18 protein-coding genes are annotated in these 19,945 nt (G+C 46.3%); 9 read left to right on the forward strand and 9 right to left on the reverse strand.

Features of this window, described 5'->3' with window-relative positions; translation table 11 throughout:
* Position 1: 1 nt before the first annotated feature.
* Positions 2 to 5,224, reverse strand: a complete 5,223-nt coding sequence (locus ABS362_RS10030; protein ID WP_350412309.1) for a PAS domain S-box protein — start codon at positions 5,222 to 5,224, stop codon at positions 2 to 4.
* A gap of 187 nt (positions 5,225 to 5,411) precedes the next feature.
* On the opposite strand from ABS362_RS10030, the gene miaA reads away from it, so the two are divergent.
* On the forward strand, positions 5,412 to 6,344 hold the full coding sequence (gene miaA, locus ABS362_RS10035; protein WP_350412310.1) for a tRNA (adenosine(37)-N6)-dimethylallyltransferase MiaA: 933 nt from the start codon (positions 5,412 to 5,414) through the stop codon (positions 6,342 to 6,344).
* A gap of 190 nt (positions 6,345 to 6,534) precedes the next feature.
* On the opposite strand, the gene pfkA is transcribed toward miaA, so the two are convergent.
* Positions 6,535 to 7,506: a 6-phosphofructokinase gene (pfkA, locus tag ABS362_RS10040; RefSeq protein ID WP_350412311.1), complete on the reverse strand. Its 972-nt coding sequence runs from the start codon at positions 7,504 to 7,506 to the stop codon at positions 6,535 to 6,537.
* A 259-nt stretch (positions 7,507 to 7,765) separates the two neighbouring features.
* Here pfkA and ABS362_RS10045 point away from each other — a divergent pair, with 259 nt between their 5' ends.
* Complete coding sequence (locus ABS362_RS10045; RefSeq protein ID WP_350412312.1) at positions 7,766 to 8,194, forward strand: tellurite resistance TerB family protein; 429 nt, start codon at positions 7,766 to 7,768, stop codon at positions 8,192 to 8,194.
* Positions 8,195 to 8,207: 13 nt separating this feature from the next.
* The gene (locus ABS362_RS10050) at positions 8,208 to 8,567 is read left to right on the forward strand and encodes a hypothetical protein (RefSeq protein ID WP_350412313.1); all 360 of its coding nucleotides are present in this window, start codon (positions 8,208 to 8,210) and stop codon (positions 8,565 to 8,567) included.
* A 2-nt stretch (positions 8,568 to 8,569) separates the two neighbouring features.
* On the opposite strand, the gene ABS362_RS10055 is transcribed toward ABS362_RS10050, so the two are convergent.
* Complete coding sequence (locus ABS362_RS10055) at positions 8,570 to 9,196, reverse strand: hypothetical protein (protein ID WP_350412315.1); 627 nt, start codon at positions 9,194 to 9,196, stop codon at positions 8,570 to 8,572.
* A 51-nt stretch (positions 9,197 to 9,247) separates the two neighbouring features.
* Positions 9,248 to 11,005, reverse strand: a complete 1,758-nt coding sequence (locus ABS362_RS10060) for an SLC13 family permease (protein ID WP_350412316.1) — start codon at positions 11,003 to 11,005, stop codon at positions 9,248 to 9,250.
* Between the two features lie 578 nt (positions 11,006 to 11,583).
* Here ABS362_RS10060 and ABS362_RS10065 point away from each other — a divergent pair.
* From ABS362_RS10065 to ABS362_RS10090, 6 genes are all read left to right on the forward strand, one after another.
* Entirely contained in the window at positions 11,584 to 12,402 is an 819-nt protein-coding gene (locus tag ABS362_RS10065; RefSeq protein WP_350412317.1) for a hypothetical protein, read from the forward strand.
* Between the two features lie 73 nt (positions 12,403 to 12,475).
* On the forward strand, positions 12,476 to 12,961 hold the full coding sequence (locus tag ABS362_RS10070; protein ID WP_350412319.1) for an META domain-containing protein: 486 nt from the start codon (positions 12,476 to 12,478) through the stop codon (positions 12,959 to 12,961).
* Positions 12,962 to 13,190: 229 nt separating this feature from the next.
* Positions 13,191 to 13,664, forward strand: a complete 474-nt coding sequence (locus tag ABS362_RS10075) for a thioredoxin family protein (RefSeq protein ID WP_350412321.1) — start codon at positions 13,191 to 13,193, stop codon at positions 13,662 to 13,664.
* Between the two features lie 16 nt (positions 13,665 to 13,680).
* The gene (locus ABS362_RS10080) at positions 13,681 to 14,742 is read left to right on the forward strand and encodes an FAD:protein FMN transferase (RefSeq protein ID WP_350412323.1); all 1,062 of its coding nucleotides are present in this window, start codon (positions 13,681 to 13,683) and stop codon (positions 14,740 to 14,742) included.
* Positions 14,743 to 14,753: 11 nt separating this feature from the next.
* Entirely contained in the window at positions 14,754 to 14,981 is a 228-nt protein-coding gene (locus ABS362_RS10085) for a DUF4266 domain-containing protein (RefSeq protein ID WP_350412325.1), read from the forward strand.
* Positions 14,972 to 16,180 (forward strand): DUF3570 domain-containing protein, encoded by a 1,209-nt coding sequence (locus ABS362_RS10090; protein WP_350412327.1) that lies wholly within the window; start codon positions 14,972 to 14,974, stop codon positions 16,178 to 16,180. Before ABS362_RS10085 ends, ABS362_RS10090 begins: the two co-directional genes overlap by 10 nt.
* A 1-nt stretch (position 16,181) precedes the next feature.
* Here the strand turns inward: ABS362_RS10090 and ABS362_RS10095 are convergent, their stop codons facing one another.
* The 5 genes from ABS362_RS10095 to ABS362_RS10115 form a co-directional block, all read right to left on the reverse strand.
* Positions 16,182 to 16,799: an arsenate reductase/protein-tyrosine-phosphatase family protein gene (locus tag ABS362_RS10095; protein ID WP_350412329.1), complete on the reverse strand. Its 618-nt coding sequence runs from the start codon at positions 16,797 to 16,799 to the stop codon at positions 16,182 to 16,184.
* Between the two features lie 15 nt (positions 16,800 to 16,814).
* Positions 16,815 to 17,267, reverse strand: coding sequence for a DinB family protein (locus tag ABS362_RS10100; protein ID WP_350412331.1), 453 nt, complete (start codon positions 17,265 to 17,267; stop codon positions 16,815 to 16,817).
* A gap of 44 nt (positions 17,268 to 17,311) precedes the next feature.
* Positions 17,312 to 18,391, reverse strand: a complete 1,080-nt coding sequence (gene arsB, locus ABS362_RS10105) for an ACR3 family arsenite efflux transporter (protein WP_350412333.1) — start codon at positions 18,389 to 18,391, stop codon at positions 17,312 to 17,314.
* 304 nt (positions 18,392 to 18,695) lie between these two features.
* Positions 18,696 to 19,541, reverse strand: a complete 846-nt coding sequence (locus tag ABS362_RS10110; protein WP_350412422.1) for an arsenite methyltransferase — start codon at positions 19,539 to 19,541, stop codon at positions 18,696 to 18,698.
* Positions 19,542 to 19,595: 54 nt separating this feature from the next.
* The gene (locus tag ABS362_RS10115; protein ID WP_350412335.1) at positions 19,596 to 19,928 is read right to left on the reverse strand and encodes an ArsR/SmtB family transcription factor; all 333 of its coding nucleotides are present in this window, start codon (positions 19,926 to 19,928) and stop codon (positions 19,596 to 19,598) included.
* Positions 19,929 to 19,945: the final 17 nt, after the last annotated feature.

Here is a 19,945-nt window from a genome sequence, read left to right on the forward strand (position 1 = left end):
GTTAGATGATTTCTTTATAAGTTTTTCTATAGTTTTCGTATTGTTCAAGCAGCTTTTCGAAGTTCTCAGGTACGCTTTCAAACCTCTCCTGCTTAATGTCGTGCTCCAGTAGTTTGGCCAGTTCGGCTAGCTTGTTAATGCCAAGTGTAAAGCCGGTGCCTTTTAATTGATGCAATGTACTTAAAATACTGTTGTAATGTTGTGCCTGCAGGTCTTTTTTGGCTTCCTCCAGCAATTCAGCGGCTTCCTGCTCAAACTCTTCATACAATTGTAAAGTAAAGGTTTCGCCGCCTATCTGTTTCAATTGCTCAGCAACTTCTTTATTTACAATATCTTGAAGCTCTTCCTGGGCTAATCCAGTATCAGGTACTATAGTTGTATCGGTAGCAGGTTCTTCACCTATAAAATCGTCGCCGTACCACTCTGGTTTTTCCCACCTGTTTATCACCGTTAGCAGGTCCTTGCTCTTTACCGGTTTCGAAACATAGTCGTCCATGCCCTGGCCCATAAACTTGTCAGCATCATCTTTCATCGAGTAGGCCGTCATGGCAATAATAGGAGGGCAGTCATCCCCCAAAATTTCCTTTATATGCTTGGTAGCCGTTACACCATCCATCTCCGGCATTTGTATGTCCATAAAGATGATGTTATAGTTGTTGGCTGTAGCCAGCTCTATCGCTTCATACCCGTTCGAGGCAATGTCGGTACGGCAGTTCAGGCGCTCCAGTTGTTTCTGGGCTACTTTCTGGTTTATCTGGTTATCATCAACAAGCAATACATACGGGCTGTTCTTCAGTACTTCTATCTCCGCGTTCAGTTCCTTTAACCGCAGCTGTTGTTCCGCTACGGCGGCGTCATCAGCTTTATGCACCCGTATCTTGAACCAGAAGGTACTTCCGTCGTTGGCCTTTGATTCCACCCCGATCTCGCCGCCCATAATACTTGTGAGTTGCCTTGATATAGCAAGCCCCAGGCCGGTGCCTCCGAATGTTTTGGTAGACGAATTATCGAGCTGCGTAAAGTCGGTGAACAACAGAGCCTGATCTTCCGGACTGATGCCTATACCGGAATCTTTCACGCGCACGTGCAGCATGTATTCCTGAGTCTTTCTGTCTAAAAGTTCGCTGTCCACAGTAATGCTTACCTCGCCTGCATTTGTAAACTTGATAGCATTAGAAGTAAGATTCGATAATACCTGCAGCAAACGGGTCTCGTCGGTTAAAACATAACGCGGCGTTTCCGGGGATATGTTGTAAGTAAAGTAAAGGTCTTTTTGCTGTGCACGATTCGCAAACAGCGAGTGTATCTTGCCAAGTGTATCATGCAGGTCTACGCTGCTTTCGTGTAGTACCAGTTTGCCGGCCTGTATCTTGCTCAGGTCCAGTATGTCGTTCAGTATAGCCAGCAATGCATCCGATGACTTACGAAGAGTATCAATGTATTCCTGCTGTTCCGGATCGGAGTTGATGTGGGTAAGCAGATCGATCATGCCAATAATACCGTTCATTGGCGTACGCAACTCGTGGCTCATGTTGGCCAGGAACTGAGACTTGGCTTTCAGCAGGTTTTCAGCTTCTTCTTTGGCTTGCAGTAATTCCAGCTGTGTGCGTTTTAGCTCCGTAACATCGCGAATTACACCTTCCAGGGCAACCGGATTATTGTCCTTGTCATACATCAGGCGGGCATCGGCCAGCACTGTTATCTGGGTGCCGTCTTTGCGGTACATCTGTATCTCGTAATCCCGGATAATTTTCTGGTCTTTTACAAACTGTTGCATGCGCTGCCTTTCTTCAGGGTACACATACAGGAAAGTGATATCCTTGCCTAGTACTTCTTCTTCGGTGTAGCCTAACACCTGCCTTACAGATGGACTCACAAGTTCCAGCGGTCCTTTCAGCGAAGTGCGGTAATACACATCCTGGAAAGATTCGAAAATATTACGGAACTTCTCTTCGTTCTGGGCAAGTGCCAGCTGAGACTTTTTCTTGTCGGTAATGTCAAGCGCTATCGCTGATACTTCCTCAAAGGTGCCATCTTCCAGGTATATCGGGTTCAGGAATACTTCACGCCATGATTCTGGGTCGTGCAGGTGCACCTCAAAGTGCTGCGGAATGCCTGCAAATGCGTTGATGTATTTCTCCTGCCAGAAGTTAAAACTGAATTCGTGATGATCTATCAGATGGCTTTCGCTGAGGCTGTCGTAAAGCCCTAGGGTTTTACCAGTCCTTTTTTCAAAAGTGGCAGCAAAGTTCCGGTTAAATGATGTTAACTCGAAGTTGTTGTTCAGCGTCCACATGTGGTGGGTACCACTTTCGAAAATAGCGTTTAGTTTGGCGTTCTGGGTATTTATCTGTTCCTCGTTTCGCTTACGCTCAATGGCAAGCGCTACCTGGTTCGATATAAAGTGCAGAATCTCGATGTCGGTGTGCACATAGGCGTCCGGATTCTGATAATCCTGCAGGGTGATAACACCAATAATGCGGTCGCCGATAGCCAGCGGAGAGCAAAGTATAACTTCTGGAATAGTACCTTGTATCTGCAGGTTTTCGCGCTCGGCCAGGTCCAGCAGTTCCTGCTGCTGCATATACAGTGGTTTACCGGTCTCTATAATATACTCCGATAAACCTCTTGAGAACGGACGGCGTGGATGTGCCTGGGCCGTTTTGTCGATGTACTGGTCTACGAGGTAAACAAAGTTCAGGAAACGCTGCTCCTTATCGCAAAGCGCAATATAGATGTTACGCGTTTCGATGATCTTACTTAGTTCCCGGTGAATGGCACTGTATAGTGAGTTTAAGTCTTTACTACTAATGGCCAGGTTGGCGATACTATAGTATACCTTCTGTAAACGCTCTGCTTTTATACGGTCTGTAATATCGTGCAAAATAGCGCGTGTTGCCACAGGCCGATCGTCCTGCCAGCTACAGGTAATACTACCAATAAGGTGTACCGGCTTACCTAACTTTGTCAAGAAAACGGTCTCTATTTTGTTTACATTCTCACCCTTATACAAATTGCGCAACTGGTAAATAAGCTTTGCCTTATAGTAGGGGTGCACAATGTCGTTCAGCGTCAGCGATTCAATGTCTTCGTCGTTGTAGCCAAGGCGTTCTTTCCAGGCTTTGTTAACGAAAATGAATTTATTGTCGACGGAGGTATTCTGGATAAGGTCGTGCGCGTTGTCAAAAAGGTCCTGCAGGCGTATCTTGTTATCCTTCAGGGCTTCCATGGCAATACGCTTGTCAGTCATGTCTTTACCTACGCTGGTAATACCGGTTACTTCCCCGTCGGGGCCATACTCCAGCATGCAGTTCCAGCGAATGGTCTTCAGTTGACCAGACTTGGTTACGAGGTTGCGCTCGTAGTAAGCATTTAAATGGCGGGTAGTCAGCGAGTTTCTAAAGTCCTGGAGGCGTTGCTGTCGCTCTGCTTCAGGTACCAGCAGTTCATAAAAGTTCTGGCCTACCAACTCATCACGTTCGTACTCCACATACTTCAGGAAAAAATCGTTGGCAAACGCAATCTTCCCGTTCACATCCAGACTATAGTAAATCATGTTTACCTTTTCCAGGAAATCGCGGAACTGCGCCATCGACTCTTCAGCTACTTCTTCGCGGCGTTTGGCCTGCTGTACCTGCTTGCGCTGTGTTATGTCGCGTTTAAAAGCCTGCACATAATATTCACCATCAATCAGTATGCGGTTCAGGTTTATCTCTGCATCAGCCAGCGTGCCATCCTTCCGTATGTTTCTCCATTCAAAAGTAATAGGGTTACCCGTAGTTAAGACCTGTTCCATCAGGCGGGCTGTTTTTTCTTTAGAGTGGCTGCCATCCGGCTGATACTCCGGAGAAAAATCCATTGGGGTGGCACTTACCAGGTCTTCGCGCTTACACCTGAAAAACTGCAGTGCTTTTTCATTACAATCCACAACTTGCCCATCCTTAAATAACAGAATGGCATCGTATGCAGAGTCGAACAGCATTTTGTATTTGTCTTCGCTGTGCGAGAGCTGCAACATAAGCTCGTGCCGGGATATATAGTTGCCTATGGCAGTGCCGACGAAATCCAGCAGTGCCAGGAAAGACTGGGTTATATTATACCCATTTCCGGGCCACACAATCAGCAACGCAAGTACCTCGGCATCAGTCGTGACCGGCACTATGGTCATTTCGTGGTTAAACTTCTCAGTAAGTATCCTGGTTATCTCGGTAACTGCTCTGCGCTTTTCTGTAGTCAGCAGCAGCTTTGCCAGGTCAGCATCAAGGGCTATAGTTGGGTGTAGCAGTGTATGTTCTATGCTGCCAGCCGAATAAGCCAGTTCTGCAACGCCAATAGTTTGGTTGTAGGTGTAAACACAACCGCAGCTTATGTCGCTTTTCTCCAGCAGTTCATCCAGCGTGTATCGCAGTACATCCTGCTGGCTGCCCGTGTTCGAAAGGTTCGTGATCAGGTTGTTTACAAATTCCAGCTGGTGATTACGGAAACGGACATCCTGCTCGGTACCAACAACTTCGTAAAGGTTCTTTGCCGACCCGAAGATCATTTCTTTGCCTTTGAAAAGGCCTTTTCGCAAGGATATCTCGATGGGTAGCAGCTCGTGGGTCTTGTCCTGTATCCACCACTCAAACTTCTGAGGTTCGCCGGCCATGGTATGCTGCAACTGCCCCTTTAATGCGACACGTTCAAATAAGTTTAGTTTAAAGCTGCTGTAAACTGTCTGGCCGACTAAGTTGCTTTTCTTCTGATCTATGATAATCAGCGCCTTGTTGTTGATATCAACAAAAGTGCCTTCCTCATCTAAAATAAAAAGTGGTTCGGTGCTGTTCTCAAATACATTGTGGTAGCTGTTATCGTCTATTTCTACTCTCGTAACTTCTTCCTCAAAAGGGATTAGCTCTGTATAAACGAACTTTGTTTTCTCGTACTGAACCTGCTTAATAGTATAAGTGAAGCTCTTTGCCCCAGCCGTAATTTTTCCGGAAGTTTGCGTTGTCAGTTTTTTTAAGGGTATACCTAACAGGTCTGACAGGTTGCGGCTAGCTTTATATGTTTCTGATACGGCCGGGAAAACAGAAGCTGTTACATTAGCGGCCAGCACCTGTCCATCCTGAGACGCTACTAGCAGGCCATGTGTAGGCTTGGAAAGTTGTACCAGCAACTGCAAAAGCGAGTTTGCCTGCAAAGGCAGGTGTTCAGATAATTGCCTGTTAGGGATATATGGCATTATAACAATTTAGTAAAGTACGGGAGCAAGAACTTAAGCACTTATAATACTCCTTTACACATTTTACGATTTTAGCGATAATTTTACAAAAGAAACAGAACTATTGCGTTTTTCTGTTCCATCTTATAGTTTGGCCCGGCTCGCCAAAGGGCTTTGCTAACGCAGTGAAATTATAAAATTACCGGGCATGGAGCAAAAGCTGAATATGGCTAAAGATAAATATGTGATCGTAGTGGTGGGGCCGACTGCAGTAGGTAAAACAGACCTGTGCGTTAACCTGGCAACCCATTTTAATACAGAAGTTGTATCTGCAGACTCGAGGCAGTTTTACAAGGAGATGCAGATCGGTACGGCCAAACCAACTTTAGCTGAACAGAAAGCTATACCCCACCATTTTGTGGACTCACATTCGATAGCCGAAGAATATAATGCCGGCGCTTATGAGCAGGATGCGTTACAGGTTCTGGATAAACTGTTTAAAGACCATGATGTAGTTATAGTTACGGGTGGCTCCGGGTTGTATGTGCGGGCGCTGTGCGAAGGCATGGACGAAATGCCGGAGACCGACCCGGAAATACGAACAGCACTTACTGCCAAACTGGAAGCAGAAGGGTTGGAGTCGTTACTCGCCCGGTTACAGCAACTTGACCCTGTATACTATAGCCAGGTTGATAAAGCGAATCCGCAGCGGGTTATCAGGGCACTCGAAGTGTGTTTGTCGAGCGGGCAACCTTATTCTTCTTTCCGTAAAAGCGATAAAGCCTCGCGACCCTTTAGAACTATAAAAATAGGCCTTACCCGTGACCGACAAGAACTATACAACCGCATAGACCAGCGCATGGACCAGATGCTGCAGCAGGGATTGCTGGAAGAAGCCAAAGCCTTGTACCCTTATCGCTCACATAATGCCCTGCAAACAGTAGGCTACAAAGAGATATTCGATTACCTGGAAGGGAAATACGACTGGGAAGAAGCAGTAAGATTATTGAAACGCAACAGCCGCCGCTACGCCAAACGCCAGCTCACCTGGTTTACCAAGCACCCCGAAGAATATACCTGGTTTCACCCGCAGCAATGGCAGGAGATAGTTGATTTTATAGTTAGAAAGTTGGGAAGTTAGAGAGTTAAAAAGTTTGTGAGTTAGAGAGTTTAGGGAGTTATAAAAGGGCAGAGGTACTAGCTTTTTCGATTGTTGATATACTTTCTCTTAATAAACAAAAAAGCCCTCACAGTATCTTCCGGATCTGTGAGGGCTTTTAACTTTCTAACTTATAATTTTCTAACTCTTAAACTCTCTAACTCACAAACTCCTAAACTGAAAGTATGTCTATCATGCGGCCAAAGTTGGGGTTCAGGGACTTTGTTTTGGTGATGGTATCGATGAAAGGTGTGTAAACCAGCTCGGAATTCATGATACCGGCCATTTCGCATGCGCGGCCCTGCAAAAGGCCCTCCACACAGGCTATACCTAGCTGGCTGGCCAGCATTCTGTCGGCGGCAGTTGGTGCGCCACCACGTTGCACGTGGCCCAGTATAGTTACACGGGCATCCATCTCAGGTATCGCTTTCTGTACTTTGGCTGCAATCTCCACGGCACTACCTTCTTCATCGCCTTCGGCAACTATAACTATAAAAGATGTTTTAGAGCGGCTCCATCCTGTTTTCAGGGCATCCACCACTTTCTCTATAGTTGTTTTGGTCTCAGGTATCATTACGATCTCGGCGCCACCACCTACAGCACATGGTATGGCAATGTAACCAGAGTCGCGGCCCATAACCTCCACAAAGAACACGCGCTCGTGGCTGTCTGCTGTATCGCGTATTTTATCTATGGCATAAATTGCTGTGTTCACGGCTGTGTCGTAGCCAATGGTGTAATCTGTGCCGTACAGGTCGTTATCAATCGTTCCGGGCGCACCTATAGTTGGTATACCGTACTCTTCATAAAATATGTTGGCACCCGTAAAAGTACCGTCGCCGCCAATGGCTATCAACCCTTCTATACCATGCTTTTGTAGCTGTTCGTATGCCTGCTTTCTGCCTTCTTTAGTAGGAAACTCCTTACTACGGGCCGATTTAAGGATAGTACCTCCACGCTGAATGATGTTGCTGACCGTAGAAGATTCCATTTTAAAGATCTCTCCTTTGATCATCCCGCTGTATCCTCGCCTGATGCCGTAAATTTCCAGACCGTTATAAATTGCAGAGCGTACCACTGCGCGCACACAGGCGTTCATACCTGGTGAATCGCCCCCGGAGGTGAATACTGCTATCTTTTTCATTAAACTGTACTATGTTTATTTTAAATGCTAATGTTGCTGGGTGCTAATTGTTATACCCTGTTAAGAATAGCAAGTAACACAGAAGCAAAGGAAATTAAAAAAAATAAAAAACTTTATCTGTTAAATATAGAAAACCGTATGTAATATCGGCATACAAACCCGCGCCATGATCCGGGCCTTTAGCCTGCCTTGTTGCAGTAGCAAAATGTACGAAATAACCCTGATCAGGCAACTTAATAGTTTAATTTAAAGGCAATCTATGTTTGGTTTTTTTGAAAGTGAAGAAACAAAAAAGTTAAAAAGCCACATCACTAACCTGGGCGCGCTGGCAAAAATTGACGGCCACATAGATCCGGCTGAAATAAATTTTATTATTTCGATCGGTACCAAACATGGTATGCGGGCAAGCGAAGTAAAAAGTTTGCTGGCAGATACATCTAAAGTTTTACCACAACTCCCAAACAACGACTCAGAGCGTTTCGACCAGATATATGACATGGTGGAGATGATGCTGGCTGATGGTATAGTGGATGAAGCAGAAATGGATTTTTGTATACACATGGCTACCAGGCTTGGGTTTAAGAAAGCTGTAGTCGGGGTTTTGGTGCGTAAAATATCGATGGGGGTGAAAGATGGCCTCACCCGAGACCATATTAAGAAAGATGCCCAGGCATTTCTGAACTACTAATATTACCCGTTACATGCGAAGACTGATGGAAAGCAACAGGTTTATTCTGTTCGTGTATGGTTGTATTTTGCTGTGTCTTGCTTCTTACTTTGTGATAAGGGAGCACCGTTTGCCTCACCTGCTCGAGAATGAAATGCCGCTACTTTTCCTGTTGCGGTTCTCTGTGTTCTGGTTTGTGAGCCTGATGATCGCCGTAATTATGTACCTGGTGCACCTGAGCTATAGTTACCTGCTTCTCAAAGAGCGCGATAAAGCCCTGGCAAGGCGCGCCGGTTTTATGACCTTCTGGCTGGGTGTGGCCGGCGGAACAGGCATAGTACTACTCCTTTTCCTGTACGTTAATTATTCTGATTATTTTTACCTCTACCTATAGTTTCAATCAGCATTAAATTCCTGGAATTTGCCGTTGTTTAGCACATAAGTTGTGCTGCGGTTATTTATAGTTATAGTTACTCCGTCGTTGGGTAGCTCTGTTTCCTTGCCCGTTTCAGCATTCCGCAATTCTGTTCCGGCCTGGGCCAGGAGCAGGGCATACGGGCTCAGTAGTTTTCCTCGTTCGTTGTATAAAGTGTCGCGTTGCAGTTCGTAGGTATTCCAGTTTTGGGTGGCATCCTGCACTATGGCAACTATTACCACTTCTTTTCCCTGTTGTAGCTGCAGGGCATAATCCTGTAAGGTGTCGTTGTTAAAGTTGCCTCTTACCATCATCGGGCCCTGTTCCTCGTTCCCGACTTTTGTTTTTGCAGCTGGTGCTAATTCCGGTTCTTCCCAACCCGGATACTTTTCGCTTAGTAAAGCTATAACCGGTTGCGGAAGCGGGAAGGTCGGGCTGATATTGTTCTCATCTGTTTTAACGGCATCTTTCTCCGCATTGGCAATACTATCCAGCACTTCCTGTGGTGGGCCTGTTTCTATCTGCTCGTCTGTAACTTCTTCGTTTTTAGGGCCACAACTACCTGCCAGCAACAAAACAACAGGCAGTACCTGAATTATCTTTTTCATACAATTTTCTGAATTCTGATACTGTATGGTACTGTAGAAGTGAGGTTGCTGTTACAAAGGCCAGAAAACCGGGACAAGTAAAAGGATCACAACTAACAACAAAAGGGTAAGCGGCGAACCGATCTTAATGAAGTCGCTGAAACGGTATTTCCCGGGGCTATAAACCAAAATACAGGCAGGCTCAAAAGGCGTAACCAGCGACACCGAAGCTGCGAGCATAATGGCAATGGCAAATGTTCTGGGGTCTGAATTTAACTCCACAGCTGCCCGCAATGCAACCGGAACTATAACCAGTGCCGCTGCCGCATTAGACATTGGCTGCGTCAGAATAACAGTTAACACAACAAAGCCAGCCAGCACTGCCATTTTCCCTATTGGCCCCATCACGTCAACTATACTTTTGGCAAGCAGGTCGGCTGCCCCGGAGTTTTCCATGGCTGTACCAAAGGCCGTCATACCACCAATCAGTATCAGCAGGCGCCAGTCTATAGCACCGTAGGCTTTTTCGGTACTAATGCAACGGAATACAATGCAGGCGATGGCAGCCATCAGGAAGGCAATAGATAACGGCAGAATGTTGGTAGTGCCAAGCAAGATAGCCAGTATAAAGATGGTGATCACCAGCGTACCCTTTCGCTTCTTGAACAGCAAAGGCTCAAACTCATCTAACAGGGCTACATTGCTAGATGATCGTAATTGGCTTAAACGTTCGGCTGCACCCTGCACCAATAATATGTCGCCGAGTTGCAGGTTGATGCTCCCTATTTTGGAGCGCAGGGTTTCGCCGTGGCGCGAGATAGCAATTACAACCAAGCCGAACCGTTGCAGGAAATTCACTTCTTTAACGGTCTTATTTATCAGGTTAGACTGCCGCGGTATCATAAGCTCGGCCAGGCGAATGCTTTCGGTCTGTAAGTCTTTTTCAAGGATAACATCAGCCATTATTTCAATGCCTTTTGTTTCCTTCACCTTCATCAGGTTATCCAGGTCACCTTCTACCAACAACACATCTCGTTCATGAATACGCGTCCTGAAATCTGGAAGAAAGTTCTCATTAGAACGGATAATGTTCAGTATCCTGAAATGAAGTGCGGTGAGGTCTGAGGCAAAAACCAGCTGGCCTACCAGCGGCGAGTCCTTCATCACGATGATCTCTGTCAGGTACTTTTGCAGTTTATATTCTTCGGTCAGTTCCTGGTCAGAGTTATCGGGCAACATGCGCTGGCCAATGGTCATCATATAAATGATGCCAACCACAAAAATTACTAACCCTATGCCTGAGATCTCGAACATACCAACCGGTTCCAGGCCGGCTTTAACTATGTAGCCACTTACTGCCACGTTGGTAGAAGTGCCTATCAGGGTGCAGGTTCCGCCGAGTATGGCTGCGTATGCCAATGGCATTAAGAGTTTTGATGCGTTTATATTTATTCGTTTGCTAAGGCCTACCAGCGGCGTAATAAACATGGCCGTAACCGTGGTGTTGTTCATAAAGGCAGATACCACTCCTGTTATAAACATGATCGTGAAGAGCATCAGGCCTTTGCTTTTTTTCGCCAGCTCCGCCATGCGCACAACGGCAAAATCCAGGATACCGGTTTCTTCGAGGGCGGCACTTATAATAAAAATAGAGGCAATGATGATAATGAAATCGCTGCTGAAGCCGGCAAAGGCCTCGGCGGGGGTAATAACGCGCGCACTTGCCAGTACAATCAAAAGCAGCAGCGTTACGATCTCAACGGAAAGTTTTTCCGTAGCGAACAGCACTACAGCTATTACCAGAAGTGTTAGCACAAGGGCAATTTCCATAAGTGCGCGTAAGAGTCTAGGGTATTATGATAAGCAGTTTCGGCTTTTACGTTACAGCTTTTAAGCAGGTGGTGTTTTAGAAGAAAAAAAGCGATATAAACTATAATATGTTGATTCTGACTGCTGTTTTATAGTTGTGATTTCGGAGAATCGTGAGCGTTGGCTTAATTTCTATAGTTTCGCGTATTGTCATTTCGAGCGTCAGCCGAGGGATCTTATTTGTTTTATAGTTATCTTTTGTCATTTCTAACAACTTGAGAAAACTGAGTTCTATAGTTAGATTTCTTTTGATTTGAACCAAGCTATCCTTTCAAACCGCTTCTAATCCTGGGAGCTTTATAACCTATAGTTTCAATTAAACTTTAGTGCCCTCATTAAGGGATGCCGCGTCCCGAAGCAAGTCCGGGATCTTCGGCTCGCAGGAGCTGCGCAAGCAGCTAGGTCTAATCCTTAAACTTCAAAAAGCAGAGCTATAAGCACTAAAACTACTTCACTTCCAAATCGAAAATCACTTAAACGCTAACACTGGCGGCTTTAGCCCGTTTATAAAGGGAGTATAACCAAACAAGCATAACACTATGGAAAGAAACGAGCATTATTACGACCGAAACTATAACCAGTATGATGACTATAGTTCCGGTAACCAGAGACAAAAGAATGAAAGTTATAGCCAGCGCGGTAACTATTATGGCATCCAGGATAGCAACTATGGAAATGGCAATGTGCGTATGCAGCAACGCTCCGATTTTAACGACTTTAGCCAGGGGCCTGTAGGCGGCTACGGTGCCGGAAACTATAACGACAACTATAACCGGACACACCGCAACCGCGACGACCATTACCGTTATGGCGATGACAATCACTTTAAGCAAAGCCATGGTTACGCCACCGGAAGCAACTACCGCAACAACGATTACAGAAACGAAGAATACAGGAACCGGGATTACAGAAACCGAGGAAACGATTCGCAGGACTACAATAGCGGGCTTCCTTATAGTTCGAACTATGATGTAGCCGGTAACCGCCGCTATGCACGCCAGGAAAACAGCTATCAGAACCCAGGCTATGGCAGAAGATTCAGCGAATATGGCCAGGATGAACGTCGTAACTATAACCATGAACTGACAGACATCCATCATGATCGCGGCGAAATTCCTGACAGCTCAGAGAACGATTACAGAGGTAGCTTCAGACCTTCTAACCAATTCGATTTTGATGAGAACAAAGAAGACTACCGCTACAGTGGTCGTATCGTGAACTCCGGCTCCAGCCGTGGCTATTCCGGAAGTGACGGAGACCGCTACAGCAGCCGTGAAAACCGCGACCGCCGCTCCGGACCAGACTATTCCAAGTCATCACCTATCAGTGGGTACGGGTATGATACCTTTGGTATTTAAACACATGAACTGATAAGCACGCCTGCAGCACTATAGCGGGCGTGCTTATATTTATTAAGCTAAACTATAGACTATGAAAAAGATCTACTTCCTGATATTGGTGGTGCTAATGTGGCTATACGGGTGTAAAACAGCCAGCCCTGCCCAGACAGCCACAGAAACAAATACCATTCTGGATGCCTATTGGATGCTGCTTTCGCTGGAGGGAGAGAGCCCGCAGGTGCCAAATAACACACGTACAGCCTACCTCAGGTTACAGGAATCCGAGAATGATGTAAAGGGCTTTAGCGGTTGTAATAACTTTTTCGGGAAGTATGAGCTGTCCGGAAATACACTCACCTTTTCTAACCTGGGGTCGACGCGCATGATGTGTCCTGACATGGAACAGGAAACTAAATTTATGCAGGTACTGGAGCGCGTTAGCTCGTATAGTATAGCCGACAGAATTTTAACGCTTTATGACGGCACCGAAGCCATTGCCACTTTCCGGACAGGCAACCCCGACGAAGTAGAACAACGCTCCCCGGATGGCAAAATCATTATAAAAGAGATAGATTAAAGCTATAGATAAAGACATCAATCTTAAAAAAAAATATTTAATAAGTCGTTGATTTAAAGTATACTATAGCGCTGAAAGTTGGCGTTATATTGTTACATTTCATAAACGCAGATATTAGCGAAGCAATCCTACACAGTCACTGAACTTATTACGGTAGCCGCAAAGTTATTATAACAATGCGCAGGTATTGTTCTGTGCTGTAAGTAGTCTCACCTTAATTTTAGCTAAGATGTTAAAGAAGCGTTTTTCCTTCCTTGTTTTATTGTTTGCAGCGCTGTTTTTCGCTAATTACGCAACGGCGCAAACAGCCATCGGCCACGAAAACTGGTTGCATACTTATGATGCTGCCCTGAAGCAGGCCAAAGCAGAGCATAAACCTATTTTAATGGTATTTGCCGGATCTGACTGGTGCAAACCCTGTATTATGCTGAACAAACAGGTCTGGGAGACAGAAACTTTTGAAAAATACGCCGAAGATAACCTGGTTCTGCTGGAGCTCGATTTTCCAAGATTTAAGAAGAACCAGTTGCCTGCCGAACAGCTTAAGCACAACGAAGCCCTGGCTGAAAAATATAACACGGAAGGCATGTTCCCGCTGGTAGTATTGGTTGACGAAAACGGTAAAGTGATTACTAAGACCGGATACAAGAACGGCGGCGCTGAAGCCTACGTACAACATCTCGATAAACTGTTGCATAAATAATTAAACTTCATACCTCATGCTGCGTCGCGTTAGCTTACTGTTTATAGTTTGCCTGCTGCTGATGCAGGGGAATGTATTTGCCCAGGGAGCACCTTCTTCTGCCAAAGCGCACAAGAAGGTGCTCCTTTTAATGGGTACCCGTTTTGAGCTGGTAGCAGTTTCTGAGAACGAGCAATTGGCTACCAAAGCTATAGATGCCGGAGTTGATGAGATAAAGCGCATAGAAGCTCTTATTTCAGAATGGCAGCCCACCAGCCAGACCAGCGCCATCAACCGGGCAGCAGGCTCTATGCCTGTTTCCGTTGATCCCGAACTTTACGACCTGATCGTGCGCAGCATAAAAGTCTCTAAACTGACCAGCGGTGCTTTTGATATTTCTTTTGCAGCTGCCTACAAGCTCTGGAAGTTTGATGGCAGCATGACCAAAATGCCTCCGCCCGAAGAAGTAGCTGCTTCTGTAAAACATATCGGTTACGAACGCATCATCCTTGATCCAAATAACCACAGTGTATTTTTAAAAGACCCTGAAATGAAGATCGGGTTTGGCGCGATAGGCAAAGGCTATGCCGCCAACCGTGCCCGTGATGTGATGCGTAAAATGGGTATACAAGCCGGGGTGGTAAATGCTGCCGGCGACATGATAACCTGGGGAAAGCAACCCGACGGCCAGCACTGGTACGTGGGCATTGCCGACCCAGCCGAAAAAGATAAAGTATTCTCGTGGCTCACGGCCAGCGAAACAGCTATAGTTACCTCCGGCGACTATGAAAAGTTTGTGGTGATAGATGGTAAACGCTACGGCCACATCATTGACCCCCGAACAGGTTACCCTGCCTCCGGCTTAAAAAGTGTTACCATCATCTGCCCCGATGCTGAACTGGCCGATGCGCTGGCAACCGCCACCTATGTGCTTGGGCCCGAAGAAGGTCTGTATCTGATTAATCAGCTGAAAGGGGTGGAGTGCCTGATGATAACCGATAAAGATGAAATAGTGGCCTCAGATAATCTTAGTCTGCATTTTTATCAGAACAAGAAATCGCCTCAGAAGTATAATAAAGAAGCCAACGCACAACCCTAATACTATAAACTATGAAATTCCATTTCAGACCACTTTTTGCTCTTGCAGGCTTGCTCACGCTGAGCTTGTTGAGCAGTTGCGAAACAGTTAAGCCATTCCAGAAATCATACTTAAATGAAGAGGAAATGCAGCTGAGCGCCCGCAAAGTACAGACCTTTGAGATGAATTTTGAAAGTTACAGGGAAGGGGCAGCCGGGGCTACCGGTGGTAAAATGGGAGGAGGCTGCGGATGCAACTAAAGTATATCGGGATGCTGGTGGCCTGCTCGGTGGCTACCTCTTCTATGGCGCAGACTACAACTACCACTACTACAAACGGCCGCAGAGTACGCGAACTATCGCCAACAGAGGTGAATATACTGGGCAGCTACTATAGCCAGACTGGAGAGCACTCGCCGGTTACAGGCGGCATTGGCACCGAAGAACTAACCGATGTAACGCCAACTATCATCGTGAATGTGCCGCTGGATACGATGACCAACCTGAACGTGAATTTCGGGATGGACTTCTATAGTTCGGCTTCGTCTGATGAGATAGATTACAACGTTTCTTCAGCATCCAGCTCCGATACCCGCACCCACCTGAACGTAGGTATAAGCCGCAGCAACAATGCCCGCCGAACCATAAAAGGCATTACCATTGGCGGCTCTACAGAGTATGATTACCAGTCAATTTCGGTGGGGGTTAACTGGGCAAAAATATCAGTAGATGGCAACCGGGAACTGAGCCTGGGCGCATTAGCCTATTTCGATACATGGTCTCTCATTTACCCGATAGAGTTGCGTGGGCAGGGCGAACTGCTGAGCGATGACAAACGTCAATCCTATAGTTTGTCGGCTACGCTTTCGCAGGTAATCAACCAGAAAATGCAGGCGGCCCTTTCATCCGATATTGTCTACCAGACCGGCCTTCTTTCCACGCCATTTCACCGGGTTTACTTCCGGGAGCAGGAGCTACCTGACATAGAGCGTTTACCAGATAGCCGGTACAAATACCCCGTCGGGCTGCGCTTCAATTATTATACTTCGGATTACCTGACGATGCGCTTTTTCTACCGGTTTTACACCGATAGCTGGGGTATGACGGCCAATACTGTGGAGCTGGAAACACCTATCAAAATAGGGCCATTCTTCTCGTTTTACCCGTTTTACCGCTATCATACCCAAACCGCTATTGACTATTTTGCACCCTATAAGGAGCATACCTCCACCGAGGAGTTTTATACTTCAGATTACGACCTGGCAGGTATAAACAGTCATAAAGCCGGGCTTGGCGTGCGCTATTCACCGCTGGAAGGTATCACGCATTTCGGCTTGCCTTTTTCCAGAAGAAATACGCAGTTTAAAAGTATAGAATTGCGTGGCGGCAACTACTGGCGCAGCGACGGACTGAATGCTTTTATCATAAGCGCAGATCTGGGTTTTACGATTTACAAGTAAACTATACCTGGCTAAAGGCAAACAGCATTTCACGACCTATCTGCATGGCACGTTCCCTGTAAGTTTCGGCTTGTTGCGGCGTATTGTCTGATGCTTTGGGGTCGTTGTACGTGATGGCAATGCGCTTTTCTACGCCAGGTACAAAAGGGCAGTTATCGTCGGCATCTGAGCAAGTCATTACAGCGCAAAACTCTGAACCAGGGTTAGCCGCATCATCAAACTTTTTTGACCAGGCTTCTATAGTTGGTTCGTCAGAACTATAGTTTACATTATACTTCGGATTTATAGTTTCCGCGCCTTTTTCTATTTTAAAACCAAGTTCCTGCATGGCCTGCACAGCTGCCGGGTAAAAAGCAGTAGCTTCTGTGCCTCCCGAGTAAGTTTTTACATTAACGATGTTATAGTTGGCTGCAGAGGCCTGTGCCCATAGTTGTGCCATGTGGCTGCGGCGCGAGTTATGTGTGCAGATAAACACCAGATTTATAGTTTGTCCGATTTCTTTTTTTTGCTTGATATAATCTGATAGCTGTGTTAAAAGGGCTTTTCGCTCTGTCGGAATCTGGTCAAAAGTTTGGGTGAGTTCTGCTATAGTTTTGGTAAGGGTTGGGTTTAAGGACATCGTTTTCTGTTTGGTTTATGAGCCGTATTTTAAGATCATGGCCAGTTGGCCGGCGTGGTAAGCGGTGTGCGAAATGATCCTTCCGATGGCTTCTGCTTTTGTTTTGGTGCCGAATTCCCTGGTGGTTATAGTTGCCTGCCAGTCTTCGTCGCGCTGCTGTTCTAATATTGCTTTTAGTGTGTCTGCGGCCTGTTGCTGGAAAGTTAGCAGCTCGTCCAGGTTGTTCCATTCGCCGGTGTCCTGCTTTGCGATAACGGTTTTAGCCGTAACTTTCACATCGGCGTCTCCAAACACATTTTTAGCGAACAATAACTCTACTTCTGCAATATGCCTTACCAGGAAACCTGCGCTGTTAGGGGCAGAGCCTAATTTCTTTGTCAGGTCCTGCTCATTTATAGTTGCCAGCAAACCAGTGAAGCGGGTACGCGCTTCCTGCCATGTCTGTAAGTATAGTTCGATTGGGCTCATAGTTTATAGTTATGGATTACTCTTGAGTACGTTCTGGTTACCGCTTACGACTTAACTGTTACAGCCTGCTTATTGTATAATTTCCTTCGCAACCAGAAAGCTACATTAACCAATGCAATAAGCGCGGGCACTTCCACCAGAGGACCCACCACCCCGGCAAACGCTTCGCCGGAATTAAGCCCGAACACGGCAATGGCTACAGCAATGGCCAGTTCAAAATTGTTTCCGGCCGCTGTAAACGCCACCGATGCATTTTCAGAGTAATTGGCGCCTGCTGCTTTGCCAACTATAAAACTGATCAAAAACATAACAACAAAGTAAATTACCAGCGGCACAGCAATGCGCAACACATCAAACGGTATCGTAACGATCAGCTCGCCTTTCAGACTGAACATCACAACAATAGTAAACAGCAGCGCGATAAGCGTGATAGGGGAGATAGCAGGCAGGAATTGGTTCTGATACCAATCCTGGCCTTTTAGCGGCACCAATATAACACGGCTCAGCACACCCAGCAGAAACGGAATTCCTAAGTAAATAGCCACGCTCTCGGCAATCACACCGATCGAAATATCAACTATAGCTCCCTCGAAACCGAACAAGGGTGGCAGTTTGGTAATGAATAGCCAGGCATAGAAACTATACAAAAACACCTGGAAAATACTGTTCAGTGCAACCAGCCCGGCGGCATATTCTCGGCTACCGTCGGCCAGGTCGTTCCACACCAACACCATGGCAATGCAACGCGCCAATCCGATCAATATAAGGCCGGTCATGTATTCGGGGTAATCGCGCAGAAAAGTGATGGCAAGTATAAACATCAGAAGGGGGCCTATTACCCAGTTCAGCAGCAGCGATAAACCGATCACTTTTACATTGCCGAACACTTTGGGCAGCAATTTATAGTTTACCTTGGCCAGCGGCGGGTACATCATCAAAATCAAACCAATGGCAATAGGTATGTTGGTGGTGCCACTAGATAAGGAATTGATGTAGCCGGAACTGTCAGGTATAAAGTAACCCATCGCTACGCCAATCAGCATCGCCAAGAAAATCCAGAGTGTCAGGTAGCGATCTAAAAAGCCCAGTTTTTTCCGGTTGTGGGCAGGTGCGCAGTGTTCCATTGTTTGATGTAAAGGTGTTTTATGTAGATTATGGCGCGAGCGTCCTCGCTCGTATCGAACTATAGTTGGGCCTCCGACCCATTAGGCTTGCAATTTTCTCTGCAAAAGTTAATCATCCCTCTACCCCCTTCAAAGGGGGACTTTGAGCTACTACTTATCCATTTTGTCATCCTGAAAGGATCTTGGTGATGGTAGGTTAAGCCGCTTGTATAACCTACCCCTAATCCCTCCGAGGAGGGGAATTGTACTTGAGAAAAGTCCCCCTTTGAAGGGGGCAGGGGGATGACACTTTTGCAGGGGAAAACTAGCAGCACCCAGCACCCGGAGGGCAACAGGCAGCTTCAGCAGGTTTGTCGCCGTAAACTGTTATGCTGAAAATACCGGTGTTGCTTTCGCGGAACTGTTTGATGCCTTCTTCGCTCAGGTAATCTTTCAGGATCTCATCCGGCAACTGTATGGCTTTTTCTTTCTGCACCACCACGTTCTCAAAACCAGCTTCCCGGATAATGTTCAGGTAAGCCTCTTTCTGGATCGCTCCCGATACGCAACCGACATACATTTCTGCATCGTTTACCAGGCCTGCAGGGAGGTTACCAACCAATACTACATCCGAAATACTGAAATGGCCGCCCGGCTTCAGTACACGGTAAGTCTCTGCAAAGGCTTTTTTCTTGTCAGGTACCAGGTTCAGTACACAGTTACTGATCACCACATCAACACGGTTGGCAGCTAAGGGCAGGTCTTCAATCTCGCCTTGACGGAACTCTACGTTATTGAAGTTTAATTTTTCGGCATTGTCGCGGGCTTTCGCTATCATGGCTTCGGTCATGTCCACGCCAATCACTTTACCAGTGTCGCCAACTATAGCGCGGGCTACAAAACAGTCGTTGCCAGCACCCGAACCTAAGTCCAGTACCACATCGCCTTTTTTGATCTGGGCAAATTCAGTTGGTACGCCACAGCCAAGGCCTAGGTCGGCATCCGGGTTATAACCTTCCAGTTCGGTATAGTTGTCAGCAAAAATGGCGTAGTCTACTGTGCAGCAGCCGGTGGCGCCACAGCATGAGGCTTCGTTCTGCTCTTTGCTCTGTAAAGCTATTTCGCTGTACTTGTCTTTTACTATTTTCTTAAGTTCTTCTGCGTTATTCATGGTCTTCAAAATTAAGTATTATCGGTATATTACGATTAATTATTTCAAATTTTTTTAGCAGCAATTAGTGCCACACGAAGTATAGGTGGCAAACATCTGTTGCATTAAAAGCTGGGCATGTTTCCAGGCTTTTTCATCAATACAATAGCATACTTTTTTCCCGTCAATATCGCCTTTTATCAGCCCGGCTTCTTTCAGCTCCTTTAAGTGCTGCGACACCGTAGACTGCGAAAGCGGAAGCTCTTCCACTATATCACCGCAGATGCACGAACTGCGCACTAACAATATGCGAAGTATAGCCACGCGTGCCGGGTGCGCCAGCGCTTTTGCATAAGTTGCCAGCGTTATGTCTGCTTCTGTAAATGCTTCTGTTTTAGTAATTCCCATTTGTGTTTCTTTCTTAT

Source organism: Pontibacter populi (genome assembly GCF_040278685.1).
Lineage (GTDB): Bacteria > Bacteroidota > Bacteroidia > Cytophagales > Hymenobacteraceae > Pontibacter > Pontibacter populi.

Coding starts and splice junctions, on each gene's coding strand:
- ABS362_RS10050 (WP_350412313.1), top strand. CDS start 8,208: ATGCGAAGACTGATGGAAAGCAACAGGTTTATTCTGTTCGTGTATGGT.
- miaA (WP_350412310.1), top strand. CDS start 5,412: ATGGAGCAAAAGCTGAATATGGCTAAAGATAAATATGTGATCGTAGTG.
- ABS362_RS10100 (WP_350412331.1), bottom strand. CDS start 17,267: ATGAGCCCAATCGAACTATACTTACAGACATGGCAGGAAGCGCGTACC.
- arsB (WP_350412333.1), bottom strand. CDS start 18,391: ATGGAACACTGCGCACCTGCCCACAACCGGAAAAAACTGGGCTTTTTA.
- ABS362_RS10075 (WP_350412321.1), top strand. CDS start 13,191: ATGTTAAAGAAGCGTTTTTCCTTCCTTGTTTTATTGTTTGCAGCGCTG.
- pfkA (WP_350412311.1), bottom strand. CDS start 7,506: ATGAAAAAGATAGCAGTATTCACCTCCGGGGGCGATTCACCAGGTATG.
- ABS362_RS10065 (WP_350412317.1), top strand. CDS start 11,584: ATGGAAAGAAACGAGCATTATTACGACCGAAACTATAACCAGTATGAT.
- ABS362_RS10060 (WP_350412316.1), bottom strand. CDS start 11,005: ATGGAAATTGCCCTTGTGCTAACACTTCTGGTAATAGCTGTAGTGCTG.
- ABS362_RS10085 (WP_350412325.1), top strand. CDS start 14,754: ATGAAATTCCATTTCAGACCACTTTTTGCTCTTGCAGGCTTGCTCACG.
- ABS362_RS10055 (WP_350412315.1), bottom strand. CDS start 9,196: ATGAAAAAGATAATTCAGGTACTGCCTGTTGTTTTGTTGCTGGCAGGT.
- ABS362_RS10070 (WP_350412319.1), top strand. CDS start 12,476: ATGAAAAAGATCTACTTCCTGATATTGGTGGTGCTAATGTGGCTATAC.
- ABS362_RS10030 (WP_350412309.1), bottom strand. CDS start 5,224: ATGCCATATATCCCTAACAGGCAATTATCTGAACACCTGCCTTTGCAG.
- ABS362_RS10080 (WP_350412323.1), top strand. CDS start 13,681: ATGCTGCGTCGCGTTAGCTTACTGTTTATAGTTTGCCTGCTGCTGATG.
- ABS362_RS10115 (WP_350412335.1), bottom strand. CDS start 19,928: ATGGGAATTACTAAAACAGAAGCATTTACAGAAGCAGACATAACGCTG.
- ABS362_RS10045 (WP_350412312.1), top strand. CDS start 7,766: ATGTTTGGTTTTTTTGAAAGTGAAGAAACAAAAAAGTTAAAAAGCCAC.
- ABS362_RS10095 (WP_350412329.1), bottom strand. CDS start 16,799: ATGTCCTTAAACCCAACCCTTACCAAAACTATAGCAGAACTCACCCAA.
- ABS362_RS10110 (WP_350412422.1), bottom strand. CDS start 19,541: ATGAATAACGCAGAAGAACTTAAGAAAATAGTAAAAGACAAGTACAGC.
- ABS362_RS10090 (WP_350412327.1), top strand. CDS start 14,972: ATGCAACTAAAGTATATCGGGATGCTGGTGGCCTGCTCGGTGGCTACC.